This window comes from Acidobacteriota bacterium (genome assembly GCA_038040445.1).
GTDB classification, from domain to species: Bacteria; Acidobacteriota; Blastocatellia; order UBA7656; family UBA7656; genus Onstottus_A; species Onstottus_A frigus.
In genome coordinates this window covers 205,761-222,233 of sequence record JBBPIG010000006.1, presented here as the reverse complement: position 1 = coordinate 222,233, position 16,473 = coordinate 205,761, and the positions used below count along the sequence as shown (strand labels likewise).

The following is a 16,473-nucleotide window of genomic DNA, read 5'->3' as shown; positions in this document are numbered from 1 at the left end:
TTGAAAGAAGAAAATCTTCCTTAGCGGACAGCAGGCAAGGATGCCTGCGCTCCCAGGAGCAGGAGGCCGCATCGATGACAAACACTAGCCCGGAACCGCTTGTGTTGAGCCACCGCGAAGGAGCCGTGCTGACGCTCACGCTCAACCGGCCCGACAAGAGCAACTCGCTTCATCCGGATCTTGTCGAACGGCTATCGGCCGCGTTGAAGGGCGCCGAGGCCGACAACGAGCTTGGCGTCGTTGTGATCACGGGCGCTGGCCGCAGCTTCTGCGCCGGGCTGGATCTGGATCTGCTGCTCGGCTGGACTACCGATCAGAAGCTGGCGCACCTGGAAGCGGTGACGGGGATCTTTCGGCTTCTGTGGTCATTGCCGCAGCCGGTGATAGCAGCGGTGAACGGTCCCGCTATCGCGGGAGGCTTTGACCTGGCAGCGTTCTGTGACATTCGGCTCGCCGCGAAGGAAGCGATCTTTGGACAAGCGGAGATCAACATAGGTCTGACTCAGATCATTCATCCGCTATACAAATCGATCGGGCTTGCGCGGGCGAAAGAGCTGGCGATGACCGGACAGAACATTTCCGCCGATGAAGCCTTTCGCATCGGGCTGGTCAACCACGTCTATCCGCGCGAAGAACTGATGCCGCGGGCAATGGAGATGGCGGCGGTGCTGGCGTCGAAACCGCGCGCAGCGCTGTTCGAAACCAAGCGGCTCACTCGCGAGCTGATCGATCTGGACACCAACACAGCTCTCGATGAAATAGGGAAGACGTTTCGGGAATTGGTGGCATCCGACGAGCACCGCTGGCGAGTCGCGGGAGTTTTGGAAGGCTTAAAGAAGAAGTGATCCTGGGAGCGCAGGCATCCCTGCCTGCCTGCGTTGCGGCCTGCCGACAGAATCCCGGAAGAAGAAAAGGCAGGCAGGGATGCCTCCGCTCCCAGGTTTAAGCCTTCGCTCCCAGCGCAGTCTCCACAATCAACTCGCGCAACCACGCATGAGCTAAGTCTGCCTCCATACGTTCGTGCCACAGCATAGTCATTCGAAACGGCGGGATCGCAAGGGGCACGGGCAGCACTTGGAGCTTCAACTGCTTTGCAAAGTGATCGGCTGTTCGCTCGGGCACGGTCGCGATCAAATCCGATGCGGCTACAACAAACGGAATGCTCGCGAAGTGCCCAACGATCACCGCCGCGCGCCGCGCAAGTCCCCTCTGCTCGAGCAGCGTGTCGATAAAGCCCTGGCCTTCAGTCTTGTAGAACACCGCCGCGTGATGCTCGGCCGCGAACTGCCGCAACGTGAGCTTGCCCTTGATGCGCGGATGAGCCTTGCGCGCGAGCGCTACGCTTCTCTCCTCCCACAGCACTTCGGAATGAATGCTCGCGTCGAGAGCCGGCACATCCGGAAAGAAGCCGATCGCAAGGTCGATCGAATCGGCCAACGCGTTAACCGCAGGCGGCTGAAAGATAGCGCGCGGCCGGGTGAGCCGCAGGCTGACGCGGCTGGCCTTCGCAAGAAGTTTCGTTACCAGAGGCGCGATGAGCGCTATCTCGACGTGATCGCTGGTCGAGAGATGAAAGGTACGCTTCGACGCAGTAGGATCAAACGCGGGCCTTTCCTCCAATGCGGCGCGAAGCTGGGCCAGCGCCGCGCGCACCGGGACTATCAACGAATGAGCGGCCGCGGTCGGCGCCATCCCTTCCGGCGTTCGCACCAACAGCGGATCGTCAAACGTTCGCCGCAGCCGCGAAAGCGCGTTGCTCATCGCCGGCTGGCTTAAACCGATTCGCTTTGCCGCTCGCGTCACGTTGCGCTCGATCATCAGCGATTCGAACGCAAGAAGCAGGTTCAGATCGAACGATTGTAGATTCATAACGTGAATACAGGATATTACCATAATCCATAAAACGAATTCGCGAGGCGAGCGTTAGACTGTGGAGAACGAATTACGACTTTGGAGAGGATTACATGAAATCAAGAATTAAGACCCTTTCAATGATGCTGACCGCCCGGGCTCTGGTGGTAGCAATGGCTGCCATGCTCGTCATACCGGCGCCGGCGCAAAATCTGAACAGCGTTGTTCCCGACACCGCTCTCGGCAAACTGGCCGGCACGCTGATAGCGACGTTCAATACCGGCGACAAAGAGAAGATCAAGAGCTTCATCACCGCCAACATGTCACAGAACTTCCTGAGAGAGGACTCACCCGAAGGGCTGGCCAACGATCTGCAAGCCCTTTACCGGCAGACCGGCGGGCTCGACGTGATAGAGATCATCCCGAGTAAGGAACCAAACACAATCAGGTTTAAGCTTCGCAGCAAGCGCGGCAACCACTGGGCGAGGTTCATGACTCGCCTCGACAAAGATCAGCCAGACAGGCTCGACGGCTGGGGTCTGCGCCCGATACTGGATCCCGAAACCGAGAAAGCGGAAGCATGGCCCGAAGGCAAAGTGACCGAAGCCGACGCCGTCAAGGAGATCGAACGTCACGCGGCCAGCGCTGCCTCGCGAGATCAATTCTCGGGGGTGGTGCTTGTCGCCAAAGGTGACCGCGTCGTTTTCCATAAGGCGTACGGCAACGCGGAGAAAAACTTTTACGGGCCCAACAAGCTTGATACCAAGTTCAATCTCGGCTCGATGAACAAGATGTTCACCAGCGTCGCAATCGCGCAGTTGGTACAGGCGGGCAAGCTCTCCTATGAAGACACGCTGGCGAAGGTGCTGCCCGAATATCCGAACAAACAGATAGCCGAGAAGGTCACGATTCATAACCTGTTGACGCACACCTCGGGACTCGGCGACTTCTTCAAGCCGGAGTTCTTCAAGAACCGCGAGAAGTACGTCGCGCTTCGAGAATACCTCCCGATCTTTGCGAACGACCCGCTTCAATTCGAACCGGGCAAGGGCTGGTCCTACAGCAACGCGGCGTTCATTGTGCTCGGGGTTGTAGTCGAGAAGGTCTCGGGCCAGGACTACTTCGACTACGTGCGCGAGCACATATTCAAGCCTGCGGGCATGATGGACAGCGACTCGTTCAGGCGAGATGAAGTAGTTGCTAATCTCTCATACGGCTACACACGTTTCAGCGGCAACGATCCGCTTGGAATCGAGCCACGGAAGATCAACTGGATGGAGCTGCCGCTTAGAGGAAGCTCTGCCGGCGGCGGTTATTCGACCGCTGCGGACCTTCTAAAGTTTGTCCAGGCGTTGAGAGGCTACAAGCTGTTAAGCAAGGAACTGACGGAAAAGATCACCAGCGCAAAAGTCGACAACCGTTTCAGCCCCGAACTCAAATACGGTTACGGCTTCATGGAGACCCAGATGTCAGGCCATAGCGTGCGCGGTCACGGGGGCGGCGCGCCCGGGATTAATTCGGACTTGAAGATATTTTGGGACGGAAGCTATACGGTGGTGGCGATGGGTAACTACGATCCGCCGGCCGCGCAGGACCTTTCGCAGAAGATCGCCGAGTTCCTTGCGCGGCAGTAAGCGGGACAAACGGCGACGCTTAAGAAGACGTGTCATCGCGGTGCTTTGGCTCTTGTTACTAAGACTGAGTTCCGCACCGCTCTAGTTATGCGTCACACCCAAAGCGGCGGACTTTTGGAGTGCGCCGTCCACCACCAAAGAGCTTTGCAAGACGTGTCATTCGCGGCGCTTTGGCTCTCGGTACTACGACTGAGTTCTGCACCGCTCTACTTATTTGGCACATCCAAAGCGGCGCCGCCGCAGTCCAAATGTGCCCCGGTCTGCACGATCATAGGTCGGGCGCTTGAACTCCGGGCAAAGTTGCATCTGTCAGGTTTTTACTGCACACGATTTATCACCGCTCTTAATCAAGTCTGCCAAACTCCATTCGTTTTGAACCCTTTACCAACTTCATTGTTGTGGCATCCCCGTTGCCCTGTCACTGGGTGGACTTGAGCCATCGAGGACAGGACCTGCTAGGGGTTGTTATGGATGAGATGGAACAAGAAGTAAGGACGGTCGCGATCAAGGCTTGCTGCGGGTGCGGCTCGGGACTGCTCGACCGCGACAAGTTTTGCCGTTGGTGCGGCGAGCATCAGCACGAGCGCACGGCGTTAACGCTTGAACAAGCGCCTGCCGAGCCTGTCTCTGGAGCGACGTCGTATGCGACCTCTCTGCTTGCGACCGGCGCGCGATCGGATGTGTATCGCCGAGTCTCCGCGCCGCTTGTCAGTGCTGTGGTCACCGGCGCTCTAGCGGGGCCTTCAGCGGAGAATCAAAGCCGTCTCGTAAAGCGAATGATCCTCGGGCTCATCTCGATTCCAATCTGGTTGATCATAGTTTTGCTTTCGCCGCTGGACGCTTACGCGGCAGTGAAGAACTTAGCGAGGTAAGAATGAACAGCCCGGCCGAAAAAAATCTTACAATGGAACCTCAACTCAATCCCGAGTTCAAGAGTGCGGTTCGACAGCAGACGAGCATGCTCGCGCCGCTCGAGCGCATTTGTTTGAGCTGGCTGGCGAGTCATATGCCGGGCTGGGTCAAGTCGGACCACCTCACGCTGCTGGGTCTGGCCGCGATGCTGGCTGCAGGTGTGTGCTACGCACTCGCGAGGTGGTGGCCGCCCGCGCTTCTGATTGTGAACCTGTGCCTCGCGCTCAACTGGTTTGGCGACAGTCTCGACGGAACGCTAGCCCGCGCCCGCAACAAACAGAGACCGCGATACGGCTTTTACGTCGACCACATCATCGACGCGTTCGGCATTCTGTTCGTGATCTGCGGACTGGCGCTATCCGGCTATATGTCGTGGACGATCGCGCTCGCAACGCTGGTGACTTACTTCATGCTGTCGATCGACGTCTATCTTGCGACTTATACGATTGGGACTTTCAAGCTCTCGTTTTATAAGTTCAGCCCGACCGAGCTAAGAATACTGCTCGCCATTGGCAACATCAGAGCAATGGGGCATCCGACCACTCAGGTACTGGGCGACACGTACCTGTTCTTCGATATCGGCGCCATCGTAGCCGTGGCGTTGATGGCGGTCGTGCTGCTCGTTTCAGTCACGCGAAACACCATAACGCTGTATCGCGCGGAGAGGGTTTGATGAACGGCGCTCGCGCAGGCAGTCATCCACGAGAAGAGACCGGGCTCGAACGGACGGGCGTCTTCCATCGCTTCGCCAGGTTCAGCGCGGTTGGGGCCGGGGGTGTCATCGTGCAAACGGCGACGCTTGCCGTTCTGTTGCGGGTTGCGGGAATGCACTATTTGATCGCGACCGCTTTCGCGGTTGAAGCATCAGTGCTGCACAATTTCGTTTGGCACAGACGATGGACCTGGGCTGACCGTCCGCAGTCTCGGGCCTCGCATTCTCTGCTGCGGTTTAACGCGATGAACGGAGCGACGTCGTTGATTGGCAACCTGGCGGTGATGTTCTTACTGGTGGGTCTGCTCAATCTGAACCCGCATGCGGCGAACCTTATTACAATAGGAATCTGTTCTCTGGTGAACTTCGCTCTAGCCGACCGTTTGGTATTCATCTAGGCGCGAGTTGATTCTTGGCGCTCCGCCCTGTCCGCCGCACGTTTCCGCCTTGCCCGCAGGAGTGGCCTCAGATAGAATGCGCCTTACCATTGAGCTTTAAGCCTTAGAAAAAAAGGCATTCAAGTCACAAAATTAAGCTAAAGGAGTCGGCTTAAGTCTTCTACCCTTGACCACCCTCTGGTCTTTGGCTGCAAGACAGGCCTTTCAACATGAAAAGAAAAGCAAGTCCTGGGAAGAGAATAGCTGTGCGTGTACGGCGGAACGCCTCCGTTCTGCTTCTGATAACGATCTTTCTATCTGCAGCCTACTTGGTTGCGTCGCCCCCCCGAGTCCAAGGCATCTCAAGCGGAGTCGTAATCAGTCAGGTGTACGGCGGCGGCGGCAACGTCGGCGCGACCTTCACTCACGACTTTATCGAACTATTCAACCGTGGCACTACCACGGTCTCACTGGCCGGATGGTCGGTGCAGTATACGAGCGCAACTGGCACCGGTAACTTCGGCTCCGCAACTAATCTGATCACACCTTTGTCTGGTTCCATTGCTCCGGGCCAGTATTTTTTGATTCAGGAAGCTACAAACGCGGCTGTCGGTTCACCGCTTCCAACACCGGACGTTACCGATGCAACTCCAATTGCTATGGCCGCTGGCGCAGGGAAAGTGGCTTTGGTCAACACAACAACTCCTCTCGGTTGCAACGGAAGCGTTGGGCAACCCTGCACACCTGCCGCGCTTGCCACTATCGTGGACCTAGTCGGCTACGGCAATGCGAACTTCTTCGAGGGAGCCGGAGCCGCGCCGACTCTATCGGCTATACTTGCTGCCTTCCGGGCACTGGGCGGCTGCACCGATACGGATAACAACGCGTCCGATTTTGCTGCTGCTACGCCGAACCCACGCAACACGAGCTCTCCACTAAATACCTGTGTTGGCGATGCTGCGCCAGCGGTAGCTAGTACTGTTCCGATCAACGGCGCTACCAACGTCGCCCTGAACGCGTCCATCACAGTCAACTTCAGCGAAGCTGTAAACGTGAGCGGCACGTGGTTCACGATCGTCGGCACCTCGAGTGGCTCGCATGCTGCTGCGGTGAGCGGCGGTCCGACGACCTTCACCCTCGATCCCACCATCGATTTTGTTAATAACGAATCTGTCACCGTGACAATTGTGGCGAGCCAGGTGACTGACCTGGATACGAATGATCCGCCAGACCTAATGGCAGCGGACTTTGCCTTCAGCTTTGCCACGCCGGTCGTACTGATCTGCGGCGACCCGGCTACTCTTATTCACGCCATCCAGGGTAGCGGTCCGGCCAGCCCGATCGTTGGAGCGACGAATGTGGTAATTGAGGGGATCGTCGTCGGCGATTATCAGGGAGCCGGCCAGTTTAGTGGCTACTTCGTGCAAGAGGAAGATGCCGATGCCGATGCTGATCCCGCGACGTCGGAAGGGATCTTTGTTTTCAACACCAGCTTCGCGGTTAATGTCGGCGATAAGGTTCGTGTGAAGGGCACCGTCACCGAGTTCTTAACCAGCGGCGTTACCCTGACCGAACTCACAAGTGTTTCCGCACTCTCTGTCTGTAGTTCCGGCAACAGCCTTCCCTCGTCCTCAACTGTTACGCTTCCAGTCGCAAGCATCGCTGATTGGGAACGCTACGAGGGGATGCGGATCGACATTCTGCAAGATTTGACCGTTACCGACAACTTCACCCTTGGCCGATTCGGGGAAGTCGGTCTTTCTGTAGACGGACGCCTGTTGAATCCGACCAACATCACAACGCCCGGCGCCTTGGCTATCGCGCAACAAGACCTCAACGACCGCAGACGCATAGTGCTCGATGACGCCAACAACCTTCAAAACATCGACCCGACGCTTTATCCTGCTCCAGGGTTGAGCGCCTTCAACACTCTGCGGGTGGGTTACAAGGTCAGCGGCCTGACCGGTGTGCTGGAGCAGAGGTTCGGGCTTTACCGAGTGCAACCGGTGGGTCCGATCAGCTTTACCGCGGATAACCCGCGACCGGCCGCGCACGCTGCTGTTGGCGGCACGCTTAAAGTCGCCGGCCTCAACGTCTTGAATTATTTCAACGGTGACGGGCTGGGCGGAGGATTCCCGACTGCGCGAGGCGCAGACACAACGACTGAGTTCACACGCCAGAGAGACAAGATCATCAACTCGATTACGACCATCAATCCTGATATTGCGGGGTTGAGTGAAATAGAAAATGACGCGACCCCCAACAGCGCCATTGAAGACCTTGTAGCCGGCCTGAACGCAGCGACCGCGCCTGGCACCTATGCCTTTATTAATACCGGAGTGGTCGGGACAGATGAAATTCGCGTCGCGTTCATCTACAAGCCCGCGACCGTTGCGCCTGTCGGCTCACACGCCATTCTCACTACGACGGTGGACCCGCTGTTCATTGACACAAGAAATCGTCCGGCGCTGGCTCAGACGTTTAGTCAGATTTCGACGGGCGCGAAATTCACGGTCGTGGTCAATCACTTGAAGTCAAAGGGCTCGGCCTGCGCTGACATAGGTGACCCTGATACAGGTGATGGTCAGGGCAACTGTAACTTGACCCGCACCAACGCTGCCACGGCGTTGGTTAACTGGCTTGCGACAGACCCCACTGGCAGCGGCGATCCGGACTTTCTGATCATGGGCGATCTCAATTCTTATGCGAAGGAAGACCCGATCACCGTGATCAAGAACGCCGGCTACACTGAGCTGATAAATGCTTTCGTGGGAGCCGATGCCTACTCATACCAATTCGACGGGCAGTCAGGCTATCTTGATCACGCGCTGGCCAGCGCAACCCTGTCTTCGCAAGTGACAGGCGCGACCGAGTGGCATATCAATGCTGATGAGCCGGTAGTCCTCGACTACAACGTCGAGTTCAAGACAGTCAATCAGGTTAATACGTTCTATGATCCGGGCGCATTCCGCGCGTCTGATCACGACCCAGTCGTCGTGGGGCTGGCCCTTAACGACCCCCCAACAGTCGATGCGGGCGGACCGTACTCGGTGGTTGAAGGCGGATCCGTCCTGGTAAGTGCGGTGGGGAGCGACCCGAACGGCGGGACTCTCACCTATGCCTGGGACCTCGACAACAATGGCAGCTTTGAGACGCCGGGCCAGACCGCGACCTTTTCGGCTGCCGCATTGACTGCTCCTGGCACGCATACGATCAAGGTGCAAGTCACCGATGATGGTGGTCTTACTGCAACCGACGAGGCGACCGTATTTGTGATTTACAACTTCAGCGGTTTCTTCCCTCCGATTGACAACCTCCCAGCAGTAAACTTGGTGAAGGCCGGCTCTTCCGTACAGATAAAATTCAGCCTGGGCGGTAACAAGGGACTGGGGATCTTCCAAACTGGTTATCCCAAGTCGCAAGTAATACCTTGTGGCTCGACGGCCGAGGTGGAAGGCGCCGAGTCGACAGTAGCGGCTGGATCAACCGGCCTGTCTTTCGATGCCACCACTAATCAGTACAGCTACGTCTGGAAAACAGATAAGACCTGGGCCAACACCTGCCGGCAACTGGTTGTGAAGTTGATTGACGGCACCATTCATCGAGCGAACTTCAAGTTCAAATAATGGGCTAACAAGCATCGCTCGAGTCAATAGCCCGTTCACATGGAAAGTGAGCGGGCTTTTCTTCTAAACCGGATTCCTCTGGGGCCATAAGCCTGGTTATGGTCCCTTTTTTCTTTCGACGCAGTAGAAGGTTGACTCACCCCGGGGCCGGTGCTTAACCTTGACTTGATATTATTCGTGATCTGTTAGCCCCCACGGTTGATGCTGTGAGCGACAGTCGAGCCCGGCGCAAAATTCGGCGCTAATAATGATATGCTCTTTGGCGATCCGACCATTGTGCCGTCGTAACTGCGCCGCGAGCGTTGATTGGGAAAGAAAAAGAACGATCGGGAGGGCATGGGTGCCTAAGTCAAATTCTCTTCGTCTGAACACCGAGCAAAGTAAGATTTCCGATTTAGACCGCCGAGTGTGGGCGGAGAGCCTCTCATTCACGTCGTACGGAGTGTGCTTTGGCGTTCGGGCCAATAGGAAGAGGACCCTCGATCGGATTCTGCTTAGCTTGCCGCCCGGGTGGAAGCCCTCGCGTTCACGCGTCGTGGATCGACTATATTCGTTCGTACTCGGCGTCGAGGAACCGCGCGGCAAGGGTCAACGGCTCCCTCGCGTATATGCTGATGAGGAGAAAATAACCGGCGCGTCTACGATGAAGCAAGCGATTGACGCGTTTGAATCGGACCTGCAGCTTTTCGTGGCGGAGACCGCGCCGCGCAGAGTCTTCGTGCACGCGGGAGTGGTCGGCTGGCGAGGAAAAGCGATCGTCATACCCGGACGCAGCTTCAGCGGAAAGACCAGTCTGGTTGCGGCGCTGGTGAAGGCAGGAGCCATCTACTATTCTGACGAGTATGCCGTGCTCGACGATCAAGGTCGCGTGCATCATTACGCGAGGCCGCTGTCGATCCGAGAGAACGGTCATCCCGGGAAATCGAAAAAATATCGGGTCGAAGCATTGGGGGGACGGTCAGGAGTCAAGCCTCTGCCGGTCGGGCTGGTTGTCGTGAGCAAATACAAGCCTGGGGCGAGATGGCGTCCGCGCGAGCTTTCAGCAGGCGAAGGCGCGCTTGAGCTCATGGCCAACACCGTTTCCGCCCGCCGGCAACCCGCGAGGATGCTCGAAGCTGTCCGGCTGGTCGCGTCGCAGGCTCAGGTCTTGAAAGGCAATAGAGGTGAGGCCGGCCAGGTTGTGGATTTCATCTTCGAAAGGCTGGGTCGCCAGTGACGCCGTTTGTGTTGGCAATCGCCAGGCGCGAGTTAGAACGAACGCGGGGTCAGTGAACCGCGTCATTTGAAAGTGCTAACGCCGCTTGTTGCGGCTTCCCGTTTTGGGTTCAACCGACCTGGGGCGAAGCCTGCGCAAACGGCCGCCGCCGCCGGTCGCTTTTCGATAACACCAGACTCGCTAAACCGCATGGTTCTTGAGCTGAATCTAACCAAACCGGCCGGAAGGTTAGCGCTCGCAATGGGGGCGTTTGCCGGCGGCTTGCTGCTGCTCGCGCTGATAGTATCGCGGTTCGTCATTGGCACGCTTGCCGACTATCGGATCGCGGTGACGCGCGACATGCTCCGAGTGCCTGTCGAATACTTTCCGGGCTCCGCGCGATTGAATGCTCGACTGGCCTCGGCCGAACTATCGCAGAGCGATCGCGATCTGGGGCGGGCCGAGTCGCATGCGCAACGCGCGGTGAATCTATCGCCCCACGACTACCGATTCAGGCTTACGCTGGCCACGATCAAGGAAGCCGGCGGCGACCGGGCAGCCGCGGAAGAATCGCTGAAATCGGCGAGCGCTCTGGCGTCAAACTACTGGAGCGTTCACTATCGGCTCGGGAACCTGCTGGTGAGAGAGGGTAAGCTGACTGAGTCGCTTGATGAGTTCCGCATCGCCGTCATCATCAATCGCGAACTCCTGGCCGGGACACTGGATCTTGTGTGGCGTGCCTCGGGCGGAGACGTCAACGCCGTCCAGGCCGTCAGCGGGAACGATCCAAGAACCAGGCTGGCGCTGGCGCAGTTTCTGCTCAAGGTTTCGCGACCGGCGGAAGCGGCGAGCATCTTCAGCAGCATCGATCGCAGAGACCGCATAGCCTCGTCCAGGGAGAGTTCCGCGTTTTTGGATACGCTCATCGCCGCCGGAAAGTTAGAGACGGCGCGCGATCTCTTGAGCGATCTCGCCGGCAGCGACCGACAGTCGGCGCCAATTTGGAATGGCAGCTTTGAATCAGACATTGCAAAGGATTTCGCACAGTTCGAGTGGTCACTCGGACGAACCGAATATGCGCGGCTCGCGATAGACGAAACGGTAGCTCGATCAGGTTCGCGATCGCTCAGGATAGATTTCGCCGGGCAAGACACAACCCGCCTCGACAACGAGGTCAAGCAGATGGTGCTGCTTCGACCGGGCGCGCGGTACAGGCTTGAGTGCTACGCCAAGACGAGCGGCTTTGAAACTCCCGAAGGTCCGCGGGTGGTGGTGACCGGCAGCGCTTCGCCGGTCTGGATAGCCGCGTCCGAGCCTGTCGCTCGAGGGTCAAGCGATTGGCAACGCCTCACGGTCGACTTTGTGGCGCCTGAAAACGCGAACGGCGCTTTCGTCTCAGTAAAACGCAAGCCAAAATTCAGCTACGACGAACCGACGCGGGGAACCGTGTGGTTCGATGACTTCTCGATAAGGGAACATAGTAAGTGATCGATGCCGGGTGTATAATTCGAACCCTAAACACAGACGCGGCCGCTGATGTTTCTTGCGGTCGAAGGATTCACGGCGCCGGCCACGACGCTGTTTCGCAATAGGAGTACGGGTATGAGCGACGAAACCAGGACGACGCAGCCAATCCTCATAGGAGCAATGATCACGCTACTCGTTGTCGCGCTTGCGCCGGCGGCGGCGCAGACTCGCCAGCAGCCGCAGGTCAAGCTTCCGCCTTCCACGCCTGTCGAGCAAAACACAACACCGTCGATCGTGGTCGCGCCCGATCAGGACTACCGCATCGGTCCTCGCGATGTGATCGAGGTTCGAGTGGAAGACGCACCCGAATTATCAAACACATATCAGGTCAACGCCGACGGCACTTTCTTGATGCCTTATCTAAAGCGGGTGAAGGCGCAAGACAAGACGCCCGAGGAACTGTCCAGGTTCATTGGCGACACACTGCGTAACCGCTACCTTAAAGACCCGCAGGTGCTTGTGGTAGTGAAGCAGTATTACAGCCGCACCTTCTTCATACAGGGGGCAGTTAGGTCGCCGGGCGTTTATCAGATGGAAGGCCATCCGTCGCTATTGAAGTTGATTAACGTCGCGGGGGGGCTGGCTGAGAACCACGGCTCTACTGCATTCATCATTCGCGAGGTCAAGAGCAACAAGAAAGCCGATTTGTCGAGCGACGCTGACGGAACTACCAAACAGTCGCCGGCTGTTGTAGCGAATCAAACGACTCAAACCGCGAGTCCGGCCGAAGAACCAGTCCCCGATTACACGCTTAAGACGGTGAACATCAGCGGCCTGTTTCAGGGACGCTTCGATCAGAACGCCTACGTCGAGCCGGGTGACATTGTAAACATACCGCAAGCCGATGTGTTCTTCGTGGCGGGCGAGGTGAATGCGCCCGGATCTTTTCGCTTAAGCGACGGGACGACTTTACGACAGGCCATTGCGCTATCACAGGGCACAACGCTCAACGCCGCAATGGGGAAAGGTGTCATCTTCCGTCAAGATCTGGCCACCGGCAAGCGCCTGGAGATACAGGTTGACATCGGCGCGGTGATGAAGGGAGGGAAAGACATCGAGATCCTGGCGAATGATATGGTGATAGTTCCTAACAGCAGAGCCAAGACCGTTGGCAATTCGATACTAAAAGCCATGGGGATGGCCTCGGCGCAACGAGGAATAATTCGCTAGCGAACAGAGATGCGTCGTCATCGAACGGGAGCTGCGAAAGGCTGGCTGCGAGGACGACCACCATTGGTGATTTACCGTTCTACTCCGAGCTGCGCAGGCAACCCGAGTGGAGGCTCTTCTCACCTTCTTTTTTGTTGAAAGGACCTTGGTGAATGTCCACAGAAGCCCGGTTGCTTGAGGGTTGCAGCGTTGCGGCAGTTCGCCTTCAAGAGTTACCTCTCATTCGGGACCCACGCGGGAGCCTTTCTTTCGCTCAGTATGAAGAGACGTTGCCTTTCCTGCCTAAGCGGTACTTCATCGTCTTCGATGTCGGCGAGGGGCAGACGCGAGGTGGACATGCACATAGCAAGGTGCATCAGCTTCTCGTATGCGTGAAAGGTTCGTGCCTGGTCTCGCTCGACGATGGAAGGGCTCGCGACGAGGTGTGGCTCGACAGACCCGAACTAGCTCTTTACGTACCTCCGAGAATCTGGGCGACCGAGAAACAATTCTCTCGTGACGCGGTGCTAATGGTGCTTGCCTCCGACGTGTACGATCCCGACGAGTACATAGAAGACTATGACGAATTCCTGAGGGCGGTTAAGGCATGACGGCAGAAGTCCCATTCCTGGAGTTAGGGCAAACCTACATCGAAATAAAAGATGAACTGGACGCCGCTTACCAGCGGGTGATGAACTCCTCCTGGTACATTCTGGGCGAAGAAGTGAAAGAGTTTGAGAAAGAGTTCGCGGCCTACTGCGGCACAAAACATTGCGTCGGAGTAGGCAATGGACTCGAAGCGTTGCATCTGATCCTTCGTGCGTATGGGATCGGGCCGGGCGATGAGGTTATTGTTCCGGCGAACACTTACATCGCGACGTGGCTCGGGGTTTCCCAAGCTGGAGCAACGGTAATTCCCGTTGAGCCGACCGAGGGAACTTACAACATCGACCCTCGACGCATCGGGGCAGCGATTACGCCGAGAACAAAAGCGATTCTTCCCGTTCACCTATATGGCCAGCCGGCGGATATGGGCCCGATCAATGACCTCGCGCGAAAACACGAGTTGAAAGTTATCGAAGACGCAGCGCAGGCTCACGGGGCGCGGTACCGGGACCGCCAGGTTGGCAGTCTTGGCGACGCTGCGGGGTGGAGCTTCTATCCCACTAAGAATCTTGGAGCTTATGGCGACGCGGGCGCGGTGACGACTGATGACGATGAGTTAGCCGACAAAGTGCGCTTGCTTCGCAACTACGGATCTAAGATCAAGTATTACAACGACGAGAAGGGTATCAACAGCCGTCTCGACGAGCTCCAGGCGGCTCTGCTTAGAGTGAGGCTTAAGCATCTGGACGAATGGAACAGCCGCCGAGTGCGGATTGCAGCGAAGTATCTTGAAGAGCTGCGAGAAACCGGCCTGATGCTTCCTGCAGTGTGCGAGGGCGCGGACCCTGTCTGGCACTTGTTCGTAGTGAGGAGTCAACGGCGCGATGAGCTACAGGCATATCTGAAGAGCCGTGGCGTTCACACGCTGGTTCACTATCCCGTCCCGCCACACTTGCAGGAGGCCTATCCGGAATTGGCTCTTTCGGCCCGGCGACTACCAATTACCGAAGCGATCCATCGCGAAGTTCTCAGCCTGCCGATGGGGGCGCAGCTGTCTGATGCTGGCGTTCTGCGAGTAATCGAAGGCGTGCGATCATTCAGGATCCAAAACTAACAACCGTTCGCTTGCCATCTCATAAGGCGTGATCAAAAGTCCACGGTGACCCAGGCCGACTGATGAAACGTATTGATACTTCGCTTCCCGGTGTCTGTTTGATCGAGCCCACTGTCTTAGAGGATGAACGGGGGTTTTTCTTCGAAAGCTATCACGAGCTCAAGTTGGCCGAGCTAGGAATAAGACACCGGTTTGTTCAGGACAACCATGCCAGATCGGTCAAACACACTTTGCGTGGCTTGCACTATCAAATCAAGGACCCTCAAGTGAAGCTTTGCCGCGTAGTTCAGGGAGAAGTGCTCGATGTTGTAGTCGACATCAGACGCGGTTCGCCGCATTTCGGCAGGTGGGAAAGCAGCGTGCTCTCGGCGGCAAACAAGCGCCAGATGTATGTGCCGCCCGGTTTCGCGCACGGCTATCTGGTTTTAACCGAGACCGCTGAGTTTTTGTACAAGTGCAGCGACTTCTACCGTCCCGAGTTCGAGCGCGGCGTCGCATGGAACGATCAGGACATTGGGATCAAGTGGGGCATACAGACCCCGATTCTGTCCGCTAAGGATCGAACAAACCCGGCGCTCGGTGACATTGCTTTGGCTGAGCTGCCGGAGTACAAATGAAGTCAGCTATGCCGGCCGCGGCGAAAAAGCTGTTGACTCTTGCCAGTCGATCTCATATTCTGGGAGGGCCTAACCTGGAACGCATAGTTCAAAGCTTCCCGCGTCACGGAGGAAACATGAAATTGCGGACGAGTTACCCCAGAGTGCCGATCAGCCTCGTACTTGCGATGGCGGTCGCCACCGTCTTCACCCTCCGTGCGTTCGCCGCGCCCGAAGTGAGCAAGCCGGCAGTCGACCCGTATCTTATTCAGGACTGCACGGGCACGCTCACGGTGAAATCCGGTCAGGTCACGATCAACGGCAACCCTGCGCAAACTGGCGCAACCGTAATGACCGGGAGCGTCTTAAGCACCAGCTCGAATGGAAAGGCGATAGTAGATCTGGGTGCGCTTGGGCGAGTCGAGATCGGTGACAACACCACCGTTACGCTGATATGCGCGGCGGGCTTGCTCGAGATCAGAACGAACTGCGCGAAGACCGAGGTAGAGGTACGGCGCGGCGCGCTTGACGTGAAAGAGCCCAAGCAGGAAACGCTCAGCGCCGGTCAGAAGAAAGACTATGACAGGCCGTTTGATGCGACTTCCACCGGGGGCGTTGACGTGAAGGTTGAATGCGAAGGCCGCAAAGGCGCTGGTGGGTTCATAGGCCCCGGTCTGTTGGGTCTGCTGGCTTTGATAGGGCTTGGAGCCGCGGTCGCCGCTGGCATCGCGATAGGCGACGAGGGTGGGAACGAGGGACCAACGACGCCGACCAGTCCGACAACGTAGAGCGAAGGTTCACCTGATTTCGGTGACTGAGATTTGAAAGACGCCTCGGCGATGACCCACGCCGGGGCGTTTGTCGTTAGCAGCAAATACAGGAGGGCGCAATCTTTGAGTCCTATGCTCTGCCCTCAATGCGGAGGGCACACCCACAGATCTCATACGCGAGGGCTTAATGAGAAGCTGGTCAAGGCATTGACCTCGTACAAGACTTACCGTTGCCGCGAGTGCGGTTGGCGAGGCTGGCTTCGCACCGGTGATCCATCAAAGCGCCGTCACGCACTGAGAACAATTATTAGCGTGTTGCTGACCCTGCTTATTACGACGTTGCTGGCTCTATACATAGTCGAAAAGCTCAGCCTGCCTGCACCAGGCGCAGGCTTCCAGCAAAC

The 16,473-nt window shown here is 57.4% G+C and carries 14 protein-coding genes; 13 read left to right on the top strand and 1 reads right to left on the bottom strand.

The genetic code is table 11. The features are described 5' to 3' along the window. Positions 1 to 74: 74 nt before the first annotated feature. Positions 75 to 845 (top strand): enoyl-CoA hydratase/isomerase family protein, encoded by a 771-nt coding sequence (locus AABO57_08960; GenBank protein MEK6285855.1) that lies wholly within the window; start codon positions 75 to 77, stop codon positions 843 to 845. 97 nt (positions 846 to 942) lie between these two features. On the opposite strand, the gene AABO57_08955 is transcribed toward AABO57_08960, so the two are convergent. Further along, positions 943 to 1,869 (bottom strand): LysR family transcriptional regulator, encoded by a 927-nt coding sequence (locus AABO57_08955; GenBank protein MEK6285854.1) that lies wholly within the window; start codon positions 1,867 to 1,869, stop codon positions 943 to 945. 95 nt (positions 1,870 to 1,964) lie between these two features. Between AABO57_08955 and AABO57_08950 the strand changes: the two genes are divergently transcribed. From AABO57_08950 to AABO57_08895, 12 genes are all read left to right on the top strand, one after another. Then, on the top strand, positions 1,965 to 3,485 hold the full coding sequence (locus tag AABO57_08950; protein ID MEK6285853.1) for a serine hydrolase domain-containing protein: 1,521 nt from the start codon (positions 1,965 to 1,967) through the stop codon (positions 3,483 to 3,485). A 476-nt stretch (positions 3,486 to 3,961) separates the two neighbouring features. Beyond that, on the top strand, positions 3,962 to 4,357 hold the full coding sequence (locus tag AABO57_08945; GenBank protein ID MEK6285852.1) for a hypothetical protein: 396 nt from the start codon (positions 3,962 to 3,964) through the stop codon (positions 4,355 to 4,357). Between the two features lie 32 nt (positions 4,358 to 4,389). After that, on the top strand, positions 4,390 to 5,070 hold the full coding sequence (locus tag AABO57_08940; protein ID MEK6285851.1) for a CDP-alcohol phosphatidyltransferase family protein: 681 nt from the start codon (positions 4,390 to 4,392) through the stop codon (positions 5,068 to 5,070). Next, positions 5,070 to 5,507, top strand: coding sequence for a GtrA family protein (locus AABO57_08935; GenBank protein MEK6285850.1), 438 nt, complete (start codon positions 5,070 to 5,072; stop codon positions 5,505 to 5,507). Before AABO57_08940 ends, AABO57_08935 begins: the two co-directional genes overlap by 1 nt. 209 nt (positions 5,508 to 5,716) lie before the next feature. Continuing rightward, positions 5,717 to 9,112, top strand: a complete 3,396-nt coding sequence (locus tag AABO57_08930; protein ID MEK6285849.1) for an ExeM/NucH family extracellular endonuclease — start codon at positions 5,717 to 5,719, stop codon at positions 9,110 to 9,112. Positions 9,113 to 9,452: 340 nt separating this feature from the next. Continuing rightward, complete coding sequence (locus AABO57_08925) at positions 9,453 to 10,328, top strand: hypothetical protein (GenBank protein ID MEK6285848.1); 876 nt, start codon at positions 9,453 to 9,455, stop codon at positions 10,326 to 10,328. Between the two features lie 189 nt (positions 10,329 to 10,517). Further along, positions 10,518 to 11,795: a hypothetical protein gene (locus AABO57_08920; protein MEK6285847.1), complete on the top strand. Its 1,278-nt coding sequence runs from the start codon at positions 10,518 to 10,520 to the stop codon at positions 11,793 to 11,795. A gap of 114 nt (positions 11,796 to 11,909) precedes the next feature. After that, positions 11,910 to 13,004, top strand: a complete 1,095-nt coding sequence (locus tag AABO57_08915) for a polysaccharide biosynthesis/export family protein (protein MEK6285846.1) — start codon at positions 11,910 to 11,912, stop codon at positions 13,002 to 13,004. Between the two features lie 152 nt (positions 13,005 to 13,156). After that, a complete protein-coding gene (locus tag AABO57_08910) occupies positions 13,157 to 13,594 on the top strand; it encodes an FdtA/QdtA family cupin domain-containing protein (GenBank protein MEK6285845.1) in 438 nt (145 codons plus the stop codon). Continuing rightward, positions 13,591 to 14,703, top strand: coding sequence for a DegT/DnrJ/EryC1/StrS family aminotransferase (locus AABO57_08905; protein MEK6285844.1), 1,113 nt, complete (start codon positions 13,591 to 13,593; stop codon positions 14,701 to 14,703). The genes AABO57_08910 and AABO57_08905 overlap by 4 nt, the downstream gene beginning before the upstream one ends. Positions 14,704 to 14,765: 62 nt before the next feature. Further along, on the top strand, positions 14,766 to 15,320 hold the full coding sequence (rfbC, locus tag AABO57_08900; GenBank protein ID MEK6285843.1) for a dTDP-4-dehydrorhamnose 3,5-epimerase: 555 nt from the start codon (positions 14,766 to 14,768) through the stop codon (positions 15,318 to 15,320). After that, positions 15,317 to 16,087, top strand: coding sequence for a hypothetical protein (locus AABO57_08895; protein ID MEK6285842.1), 771 nt, complete (start codon positions 15,317 to 15,319; stop codon positions 16,085 to 16,087). Before rfbC ends, AABO57_08895 begins: the two co-directional genes overlap by 4 nt. The last annotated feature ends 386 nt before the right edge of the window (positions 16,088 to 16,473 follow it).